Below are 10,530 nucleotides of genomic sequence, written 5' to 3'. Positions count from 1 at the left end.
AGGCTCGCAAAGAACGCCAGCGCCGGCAGGATCGCCGCCAGGACCACGTCCTGGTAGGGGATCTGGAGGAAGTTCGCCATGATGAAGGCGCCCGCGCCCATGACCGGCGGCAGGATCTGTCCGCCGGTGGAGGCCACCGCCTCCACCCCGGCGGCGAACGTCGCCGGGTAGCCGACCCGGCGCATCAGCGGGATGGTGAAGATGCCGGTGCTCATCACGTTGGCGACGGCGCTGCCGGAGACGCTGCCGGTGAGCGCCGAGGCCACCACCGAGGCCTTGGCCGGGCCGCCGGTCTGGCGGCCGGTGACCCGCATCGCCAGGTCGATGATGAGCTGGCCTCCGCCGTAGGCGTCGAACACCGCGGCGAAGAGGATGAAGTAGAACACGATCTCCGCGGACACCGCGGTGGGGATGCCGAACAGTCCCCGCTCGGTGAGCAGCAGCAGCTCCACGAAGGTGTCGAAGCCGGAGATGTTGTGACCGATGATCCCGGGGATGTATGCCCCCAGCAGCTGGTAGGCGATGAAGCCCACGCCGAGGGCGAACATGCCCGCCCCGGCGCGCCGCCGCAGCGCCTCCAGCAGCAGCACTACCGCCAGGCAGGCGAAGATGCGGTCGCCAGTAAGGACCGGGTCGAGCTGGACGATGCGCTGGTAGATGCGCTCCAGCTCCAGGGCCAGGTAGACCGGCGGCGTCAGCGCGAGCGCGGCGAACGCCCGGTTGAGCCACAGCCGCCACGCGCGCCCGCCGTCCGGCGCGAGCAGGAACGCGAGCGAGGTCGCGAAGGCCACGTGGCCGGAGCGCCGGACCATCAGGTCCATGTCCGGCCACACGTAGATCGCGACCTGGAAGGCGGCCCAGGCGAGCGCCAGCAGCGCCGGCGGCGTGAGCAGGCGCCGCCAGCGCCCGGATTCGGGCGCGTGGCGGCCGTCGTCGTTGGCGGTCATGGGTCAGCTACCCCCGCGTCGGACCGGCGGTGGCTCACTCCAGCCACCCCTGCTCGCGATAGTAGCGCTTCGCCCCGGGGTGCAGCGGCATCCCCAGGTTCTCCGCCCGCCACGCATCGCTGGCGCAGTCGAAGTCGGCGAGCGCCTTGTGCCCCGCGCGGAAGGCGTCCTGGTTCTCGCACACGGTCTTCACGATGGTGTAGGCGAGCTCGTCGGACATCTCCTTCGAGACCACCAGGCTGGTGGTGGTGCCGGGCAGCCGCAGCGCCTGGTCCTGGCCGCGGAAGGCCCCGGGCTGGAGGGTGGCGGCCTGCCAGCCGTACTTCTCCTGCAGGGTGGCGAGCGTGTCGTCCTCCGGCTCCAGGAAGGTCACATCGGTGGTCTCCGCGATCTCCGTGATCGCCGGGTGCCCGCGGGTCATGACCTGGATGAACAGGTCCGTGCGCCCGGCGGGGAACGCGGACTTCACCGTGGAGAAGTCGGTGAAGGTGTAGCTGCCGCCGGCGTCGGCGACGGCGTCCTCGCCGGCACCGATCTCGCCGAGCACCTGCTCGCCGGCGTAGGAGCCGAAGCTGCCACGGCGCAGCAGCATGATCCGCTTCTCCGGCCCGAGCTCGTCGACATAGCCGCTCAGCGTGCCGGCGGCGTCCGGCCGGTTGGCGATCATGCCGAGGTAGTACTGGTCGAAGCCGCCCATGAGGGTGCGCAGGTCGCTCTGCGGGGCGTCGAACAGCTCCGAGCCCTCACGCGCCCAGCGGTTGACCACCGCGAAGCTCAGGCCGATGTCCGCCTTGCCGCGGGCGACCAGCAGCGGGTTGGCGGTGCCGCCGCCAAGCGGCGGCGTGTCGATCTGCGAGCCCTCGGGCAGGGCCTTGCGCAGCAGCTCGCCCAGGGTCACGCCATAGACGTACCAGCTCGAGCCCTGGCGGAACGAGGCGACCCGCAGCTGGACCGGATCCTTGAGCCCGGCGGCCGTGGCGGTGGTCGCCGCGGTGAACGACGAGGCCGCGATCAGCGCGGCCGCGGAGATGGCTGTCATCCAGCGTTTCATGGTGTGTCCCTCCGTCACAGTGTGATTCGCGTGCGGTCCGGATCTCAGGCCGTACCCCCGTCGGACTCGTCGTCACGGGGTGCCGACCAGGGCGCCTTGCCGCCGCGGTAGTTGTCGTACTTGGCGCGATCCGCGTCGCGCATGGCCTCGTCGCCCATGCCGTGGAACAGCGTCCCCCAGAGTCCTTTCTCCAGATCGCTGGTGCCGAACAGGGCGTCGCAGATGGGGAAGGTGAGATTGAAGTTGCGGTTCTGCATCAGCGCCGGGTGGTGATGGATCACGTGCATCCGGCGCACGGTGTTGACCAGCGGCAGCCGGTCGAGGAACGGGCTGTCCTCGATGTGCGAGAGGGTGTGCAGGCCCTCGTACATGAGGTAGTAGCCCGCCATGGTGATGACCGCGATATACGCGGCGTTCGCCGACCACAGCGCGTCGATCACCAGCGCCAGGGGCACCGCCGAGAGCACGAACATGACCGGCGCGAAAGGCGGGAACAGCAGCGCGCGCCAGTCGCGCTGACCGTGATAGCTCAGGTCGTCGTGGGTGAAGAAGCGGTGATGCGTCATCACGTGGCGCTTGTAGATCATCCGCAGCCCCTTCACCGGGCGGTGCAGGATGTAGCGGTGGGCGGCCCACTCGATATAGTTGCCGAACAGGAAGATCGGCACGACGATCAGCCACTCCCAGGCCGTCGCCGCCTCGATCTGCACGGCGCAATAGGCAATGACACCCACGGTGAAGACCAGGGTGAAGGCGAGATGCATTTCGCCGCGATACCACCACGGGGTATCGGCACGGAATGCCTCGCGGAACGTCATCTGTTTTTCGCTCATTTCCTCCCCTCCTCGTCGTTGTGTTGTGCCCGCGCGGCCCCGCTGCTAGGGAGGCGCGGACGTTTCCCCGCCCCAGCGGCGCACCCGGCCGGTATCGAGGCCGAACAGGTCCAGGGTCCGGCCGACGATGTGCTCGAGGATGTCGTCGATGGAGCGCGGCTCGTTGTAGAACGCCGGCACCGGCGGCACCACGATCCCGCCCATCTCGGTGACGGTGAGCATGTTGCGCAGGTGTACCGCGTGCAGCGGTGTCTCCCGGGCGAGCAGCACCAGCCGCTGGCGCTCCTTGAGCACGACGTCCGCCGCCCGGCTGAGCAGGTTGCCGGTCACGCCGGTGGCGATCTCGGCCAGGGTCTTCATCGAGCACGGGGCGACGATCATGCCCAGGGTGCGGAACGAGCCGCTGGAGATGGCAGCGCCCACGTCCTCCACCGGGTGGACGGTGTCGGCAAGGGCGTGCATCGCCGCCGGCTTGAGCCCGAGCTCGTGGTGCAGGGTCAGGTGTGCCGCCCGGCTCATCACCAGGTGGGTGTCCACCTCCAGGGCGCGAAGGCGCTCGAGCAGACGCATGCCGATGACCGTGCCCGAGGCACCGGTGACGCCGACGATCATGCGCGGGCGCTCCGCCGGCGTGCTCGTCCTCATCCGTCGAGCCTCCCGCGCAGCCAGTCCAGGCCGTCGGCGTCGATGTAGCTCTCCGGGTCGATGGTGTCCTCGTCCGGGATGCGGATGCGGGTGAACTCGAACGGCTCCGCCGCCAGCGGCACCGTGGCGTCCAGGCCCATCTTCGCGCTGACGCCGTGGCGCGCGGACGGGTCGAGCTTGGAGCCCTGGGCCTCGGGCACGACCACCAGGTCGCGGTCCGCCTGGAAACGGGTGGCGATGGCCCACTGCACCTCGTCCGGGTCGTGGATGTCGACGTCGCCGTCCACCACCACTACCTGCTTGATGTCGTAGTGGCCGGCAAACGCCCCCATGATCACGTTCTTCGCCTCACCCTCCTGGCGCTTGTCGAGCTGCACCACCAGGTGATAGCGGCAGACGCCGCCCACCGGCAGGTGCACGTCCACCACCCCGGGGAAGCTGCGGCGCAGGTGCGCGAGCAGGGTCGCCTCCCGCGGGATCGCGCCGAGCCACAGGTGCTCCAGGCCGCCGCCGACGATGGTGTGGAACAGCGGCTCGCGACGGTGGGTGAGCGCGTCGACCTCGATGACGTGGCGGTCGTCGCGGGGACCGTAGTACTGCGGGAACTCGCCGAACGGCCCCTCCGGCTCGCGGACCTGCGGCAGCAGGCGGCCCTCGATGACGATTTCGGCGTCCGCCGGCACGCGCACGTCGTTGGTCACGCACTTCACCGTCTCCAGCGGCTCACCGCGCAGCGCCCCGGCGATCTCCAGCTCGTCGTGGTCGATGGGCACGATGGCCTGGGACGCCAGCAGGGTCATGGGGTCGACACCCACCACCACGGCCACCTCCAGCGCGTCGCCGGCCTCCTCCGCCATCTGGTAGAAGGCGTGGGCGTGGCGGGGCAGGATCAGCACGCCGATGCGGTCCGGGCCGCTGATCTGGCAGCGGTTGATGGACACGTTCTGCACCCCGGTGCGCGGGTTGCGCGCAATCAGCAGACCGGCGGTGATGTAGGGGCCGCTGTCGTGCTCATTGTGGGTCGGCACCGGCAGCTGGCGGGTGAGGTCCACGTCGCGGTGGACCTCGGCCTGCACCGGCGCGTCGGTGACCTCGCGCCAGGGCAGCGGGGACGCCGCGGCGTCCTCGAAGCGCTGGAGCACGTCGGACTCCGTCACCCCCATGGCCTCGGCGATCCAGCCGCGGGAGGAGACCAGCCCGGAGATCACGGGGATGGGGTGGCCGTCCGGCGACGGGAAGACCGTCGCCCGCCGGCCGTCCAGGCGCTTGGCGATGGCGGCCAGGCGGTAGGTGAGCGGCACGCCGGGGCGCGCCACGCTCAGGCGGTCGGTGTCCGCGAGCCGCCGCAGCCAGTCGCGCAGGCCGGTTACGGGCCGGTTCTCGTCAGGCATGGTTGTCCTCCTCCAGGGGGGGCGCGGCTCACCGCGCCCGTCCAACGGGTCGTCGGGCCGGCGCGGCGGTCAGCGCTCGCGCCCGGGCAGCGGCGCGGGCTCGACGTGTCCCACGGTCTCGTGGATGTGCTTGGTCTCCAGGAACTCGGCCATGGCCTCGGCGCCGTGCAGCCGGCCCACACCGCTCTCGCCGAAGCCGCCGGTCTCCGCCTCGGCGAAGAGCTTGTTGTGATCGTTGATCCACACCGTGCCGCTGCGGATGCCACGGGCCACGCGGCGGCCCCGGGCGGCGTCGGCGGTCCACACGCTCGCGGCCAGGCCGAACGGCGTCGCGTTGGCGCGGGCCACGGCCTCCGACTCGTCGCTGAAGGTCTCGAGGTTGAGCACCGGACCGAAGAACTCCTCCTGGACCATGGGCGCGTCGAGGTCGCTCACCGCGATCAGGCTCGGCGTGAGGAAGGCCCCGTCGGCCAGGGGACCGTCGGGGATGCCGCCGCGCACGATGACCTCGCCGTAACGTCCGGCCGCCTCGACCACACCGGCGACGCGGTCGCGACTGGCATGGTCGATGAGCGGCCCCATCTGGCTCGCCTCGTCCATGCCCGGGCCCACCACCAGCGAGGTCATCGCCTCGGCCAGGGCCTCGCGCATCTGCGCGGCACGGCTCTCGTGGACGAGCACCCGGTCCGCGGCAGTGCACTGCTGCCCGGAGAGAATGGTCGCCGCGGCCGCCAGCCGGGGCGCGACGGCGTCGACGTCGACATCGTCGAACACCACGCACGGGGCCTTGCCGCCGAGCTCCAGGTTGAGACGCTTCATGGTGTCCGCGGAGGCGGCCATGATGCGCTTGCCCACCGCGCTGCTGCCGGTGAAGCTGATGACGTGCACCCGGGGCGAGGCCACCATCCGCTCGCCGGCGGCACTGCCGGTCCCGCAGAGCGAGTTCACCACGCCCGCAGGCAGGTCGGTTTGCTCGTAGAGCGGCGCCAGGAAGGCCGTCTGGAACAGCGAGGACTGGGGCGCGAGCTTGATCACGCTGGTGCAGCCCGCCGCCATCGCCGGTGCCAGCGAGCGCACCAGCAGGATGGCCGGCGCATTCCACGGCACGATGATGCCCGCCACGCCGGCGGGCTCGCGGGTCAGCAGGGAGAATTCGCCGGGCTCCACCTCGGTGACCCGGCCGAACACGGTGCGGGCCAGCCCGGCATAGAACCGCAGCTCCGAGATCGCACCGTTGATCTCCCCGCGCGAGGCGCGCAGCAACCGTCCGGTCTCGCGAGTGAGCAGCTCGGCGAGCGGCTCCCGCCGCTGCGTCAGGGCATCGGCGTAGTCGAGCAGCACCTGGGCGCGGCGCCGCGGGCTCGCCGCCCACTCGCCGTGAAAGAACGCCTGCCACGCGCTGTCGATCGCCGCGCCCGCCTCGGCGTCACCACCGTCGGCGAACCGCCCGATGGCCCGGCCGGTGGCCGGGTCCATGCTCTGCGCCTCGGCGCCGTCGCGCGACGGCGTCCAGGCGCCGTCGATCCAGTGGCGGGCTGTCTCTTCCATCGTTTCCTCCGTTACCACGGCAGCGCCGCGGCCATGTGGGTTCGTCACCGCCGCCGGGCGGTGTTCAGTTCATCGCCGAGCCGCCGTCGACCACCAGGGACTGGCCGGTCATGAAGGCGCAGTCCTCGCTGGCGAGGTAGATCAGCGGCCCGAGCAGGTCCTCGGGGAGCTGGTCGCGCTTGATCGAGCGGCTCGCGAGCACCGGCTGGGTGAGGGTGTCGCGGAGCTCCTCGTTCTCCATCACGCCCTCGCTCAGCACCAGGCCCGGCGAGAGCGTGTTCACGCAGATGCCGTCGGCACCGACCTCCCGGGCAAGGGCGCGGGTGAAGGCGATGGTCGCGCCCTTGGAGGTGACGTAGTGCAGCATCCCGGGGGTGCCCTTGTAGGGCGTGCCCGAGGCGATATTGATGATCCGGCCGTACTGGTTGCGCCGCATCACCGGCACCACGGCACGGGCGCACAGGAACGGGCCGCGGACGTTCACGGCCATGACCTTGTCCCACTCGGCGACGTCGATGTCCGTGAAGGGCTTGAGGTCGAGGGAGGCGTAGATGGCGGCGTTGTTGACCAGGATGTCGATGCGCCCGAAGCGCGCGTCGACACGCTCGATCATCTCCGTCACCGAGCGCTCGTCACCGACGTCGACGGTGAGCGCTAGCGCCTCGCCACCGGCCTGCTCGATCTCCGCGGCCACCCGGGCGCCGTCCAGGACGTCCACGACGGCGACGGCCGCGCCCTCCTCCGCGAGCGCACGGCAGTACGCCGCACCAATACCCTGGGCACCACCGGTGACGATGGCGACACGGCCCTGGAGTCTGTTCATGGGGTCATCTCCTCCCGATAAGGACTGGCTGGGGCCGCGCCGGCCCCCGCGGGGCCGGCGCGGCCGCTCACTGAATGAAGAAGGTCACGAGGCGCGGCTGCCACGAGATCATGACCAGCACGCCGGCGGTCACCAGCAGGAACGGCATCAGCGCCTTGAAAATCGCCCCGGGATTGACACCGGTGACCCGCGAGGCCACGTACAGCGCCGCGCCCACCGGCGGGGTGAGCAGCCCGAGCACGAGATTGATGCAGATGACCACGCCGAAGTGGAACGGATCGATGCCGTAGGTCGACTGCGCCACCGGCAGCAGGATCGGCACCAGGATGATCAGTGCGGCGATGCCGTCGATGACCGTGCCCACCGCCAGCAGCAGCACGTTGATCAGCAGCATGAACACGAACGGATCGGTGGTCAGCGACTGGAGGTAGACGGTCAGCGCCTGCGGCAGCTGTTCGTAGACGATGATCCAGCCGAATACGTTCGCCGCGGCGACCAGCACCAGCACCACCGCCGTGTTGGTGGCCACCCGCAGCAGCATCGGCCCCATGCGCTCGAAGTGCATCTCGCCGTGGGCGTACTTGCCCACCACCACGGCCATCGCCGCACCGAGGGCGGCGGCCTCGGTGGGCGTGGTGACCCCGCCGATGATGCCGCCGATGATCACCGCGGGCACGAGCATGGACGGTATGCCAGCGACCACGTTGCGTGCCTTCTCCGCGAGCGTGAGTCGCTCGCCGGGCGGATAGTTGTAAACGAATCCGAGCAGGGCGATCACGGCCATGAAGCCCACCGCCATCAGCAGCCCCGGGATGATCCCGGCGATGAACATGTCGCCGATGGAGATCTGGGCGAGCACACCGTAGATCACGAACAGCATGGACGGCGGGATCACCGGGGCGAGCAGCGCCCCCGCGGCCGTGGTGGCGGTCGCGAAGCCGCGGTCGTAGCCCTTGTTGTGCATCTCCGGGACCATGACCTGCGACATCACCGCCACCTGCGCGTTCGCCGAGCCGACGATGGAGGCGAGCAGCATGTTGGCGAGGATGTTGATGTAGGCGAGTCCGCCGCGCACCGCACCGATGAACGCCGAGGCCAGCGAGACCAGCCGGCGCGTGATGCCGCCCTCGTTCATGAGCTCGCCGACGAGCATGAACAGCGGAATCGCCAGCAGTCCGTACTTCTCCAGTCCGCCGAAGAACTGCTGGGGATAGGAGAGGTAGAGCACGGCGTTGTCGCTCACGCCGATGTACACGAGCGCGGCCACCGCAAGCACCACCGCGATAGGCACACCGAGAAACAGCAGGGCGAGAAAGGTACCTGCAACCATCACGTCACTCCCGCGCGGCGGCCCGCGCGTCCTCCGCCTCCGGCGCCGCGTCGTCCCGCCCGGTGATCATGGCGGCGGCGCTCGCACAGAGGTTGTCGAGCCCGTGGACGAGGGTCGTCACCGCGACCAGCGGCACGATCAGCCAGAACCAGGTCTTGGAGATGCCGAGGGTCGCCGTGGGCTCCTGGTAGATGTAGTTGAACGTCTGCGCGGAGAACTCGGCCACGTCGAAGCCGCTCTGCGCGAAGGTGATGGGGTCGAACCAGAGGTAGGAGAGCACGACCAGCGCCGCGGCAAAGCCGACTACGATCAGGTCGGAGAGCACGCGCATGAACCGGCGTAACGGCCCCGGCACCACGTCCTGGAGCAGGGTGACCGACACCGCGTCGCGGGTGTGGATGGTCAGCGCGAGCCCGAACATCGCCAGCCACACCATGGTGTAGATCGCCAGCTCGTCCATCCAGAAGATCGGCTGCCCGATGGCGCGGCTGCCGACATTCACCAGGATCATCAGCGGCAGCGCCGCCGCCAGCGTCTGACAGGCACGCGCCTCGAACCAGCCCAGGGCGGCGCTCAGCCGCCTCAGTGCCGCGCGGGGCCTCGCCATCGGGACCCCGTCGCCACGGACCCCGGCGGAGGTGGCGGCGACAGCGCCGCCACCTCCGTCACGCTGCTGTGCCAGCCCCATACTCAAAGCAGCCGGTCGGCGTCCGCACGCAGCTCTTCGAGCACCGGCGTCTTCTTGCGCCAGCGCTGCTCCCACTCGTCGAGCTTGTCACCGAAGAACTCGGGCCCGACGCGGTGGATCTCCACATCCTTGCTCTTGACCTTGTCGAGCATGTCCTGGGTGACGTCGGTGTAGCGGTCGAACAGACCGTCCAGCGACTGGGACATGGTCTCGCGCACGAGCTTGCGGTCCTTCTTGTCCATGCCTGCCCAGACCCGGCCGGAGACGAGGCCGACCATCGGGAACATCATGTGGTTGGAGTACAGCAGCGTGTCCGCGTGGTCGTAGAGATGGAGCTTCCAGACCAGCTCGATGTCCGCATCCACACCGTCCACCTGGCCGTTGGCCATGGCGTCGTAGACATCGGTCAGCGGCATCGGCGTCGAGGCCGCACCGAGGATGTTGTAGAAGTCCTTGATGGGCTCGAACGGCGTGATCCGCATCTTGTGGCCGTCGAGATCGGAGACGTCGTCGACCTCGTAGGTGGTCAGCATCAGCCGCATGGCGGCGATGCCGTAGCCGATGCCCACGACGCCGGCCTTGCGCGGGAGCTGGTCGAGCAGCCCCTGGGCCGTCTTGGCGTGCAGCAGGGTGTCCGCCTCGCTGACGTTCTTGGCCAGGTAGGGGGCGTACAGCGCACCGAAGTCATCGACGCGATTGGAGACCTCGGCCACTGTAAGGAAGGCCATGTCCAGGGCACCGGTCTGCAGCTGCTGCATCATCTGCGACTCGTCGCCGAGCTGGCCGGATGGGAAGATGCTGACCGACAGCCGGCCGTCGGAGCGCTCCTCCAGCGCCTCACCCATGCGCTTGGCCGCCTGGGACCAGGCGTGGGACTCGGGGACGATCAGTCCCAGCTTGAACTCCTTGGCGGCGGCCGTGGCGCAGAACGCCATGAGTAGCGCGCCCACAAGGAACCGTTTGCGATGGTTCGCCATGCTCTCCTCCGTCATTCGTAGTCGTTGTTCGCGGTGATTCCGGCACCTGGCACCCGGACACCGGGTCGGGCCGGGCACGTGATTGACTACGCTACCGGTCGGCAAGCCGCATGGCCTTACCCATCGTTATTATTATTTGCACGAGAGTCTGATTCTCTTTCACAGGCGGGCGGGAACCGCGAGGCCACGCAATGACGGCGCGTAGATACCGTCTTACCCGTGTGCTTGCAAGGGGATGTTGGGATCGAAGGATTTGCCGGACTTGAGCACGCCGTGGATGAGGTGGAGGAGCTTTCT

Annotated in this window: 10 protein-coding genes; all 10 read right to left on the bottom strand. The window is 69.4% G+C overall.

The window, feature by feature from the left end:
• The coding region (locus tag G7A99_RS13475) for a TRAP transporter large permease subunit (protein ID WP_163140951.1) at positions 1-947 on the bottom strand (947 nt) is incomplete at its 3' end.
• A gap of 34 nt (positions 948-981) precedes the next feature.
• The gene (locus G7A99_RS13470; RefSeq protein ID WP_163140948.1) at positions 982-1,998 is read right to left on the bottom strand and encodes a TAXI family TRAP transporter solute-binding subunit; all 1,017 of its coding nucleotides are present in this window, start codon (positions 1,996-1,998) and stop codon (positions 982-984) included.
• A 44-nt stretch (positions 1,999-2,042) separates the two neighbouring features.
• Positions 2,043-2,831: a sterol desaturase family protein gene (locus G7A99_RS13465; protein ID WP_163140945.1), complete on the bottom strand. Its 789-nt coding sequence runs from the start codon at positions 2,829-2,831 to the stop codon at positions 2,043-2,045.
• Positions 2,832-2,876: 45 nt separating this feature from the next.
• Positions 2,877-3,476 carry a UbiX family flavin prenyltransferase gene (locus G7A99_RS13460; RefSeq protein WP_163140942.1) on the bottom strand — a complete coding sequence of 200 codons (600 nt, stop codon included), beginning with the start codon at positions 3,474-3,476 and terminating at the stop codon, positions 2,877-2,879.
• Complete coding sequence (locus tag G7A99_RS13455; protein WP_163140939.1) at positions 3,473-4,867, bottom strand: UbiD family decarboxylase; 1,395 nt, start codon at positions 4,865-4,867, stop codon at positions 3,473-3,475. The genes G7A99_RS13460 and G7A99_RS13455 overlap by 4 nt, the downstream gene beginning before the upstream one ends.
• A gap of 69 nt (positions 4,868-4,936) precedes the next feature.
• Positions 4,937-6,415 (bottom strand): aldehyde dehydrogenase family protein, encoded by a 1,479-nt coding sequence (locus G7A99_RS13450; protein WP_163140936.1) that lies wholly within the window; start codon positions 6,413-6,415, stop codon positions 4,937-4,939.
• 64 nt (positions 6,416-6,479) lie between these two features.
• Positions 6,480-7,238 carry an SDR family NAD(P)-dependent oxidoreductase gene (locus tag G7A99_RS13445; RefSeq protein ID WP_163140933.1) on the bottom strand — a complete coding sequence of 253 codons (759 nt, stop codon included), beginning with the start codon at positions 7,236-7,238 and terminating at the stop codon, positions 6,480-6,482.
• Between the two features lie 67 nt (positions 7,239-7,305).
• Entirely contained in the window at positions 7,306-8,568 is a 1,263-nt protein-coding gene (locus tag G7A99_RS13440; RefSeq protein ID WP_018719438.1) for a TRAP transporter large permease, read from the bottom strand.
• Between the two features lie 4 nt (positions 8,569-8,572).
• Positions 8,573-9,175 carry a TRAP transporter small permease gene (locus G7A99_RS13435; RefSeq protein ID WP_156831279.1) on the bottom strand — a complete coding sequence of 201 codons (603 nt, stop codon included), beginning with the start codon at positions 9,173-9,175 and terminating at the stop codon, positions 8,573-8,575.
• Positions 9,176-9,258: 83 nt separating this feature from the next.
• Complete coding sequence (locus G7A99_RS13430) at positions 9,259-10,233, bottom strand: TRAP transporter substrate-binding protein (RefSeq protein WP_051088259.1); 975 nt, start codon at positions 10,231-10,233, stop codon at positions 9,259-9,261.
• Positions 10,234-10,530 lie beyond the last annotated feature (297 nt).

The organism is Arhodomonas sp. KWT, from assembly GCF_010993615.1.
This window is presented reverse-complemented; position numbering and strand designations above follow the sequence as displayed.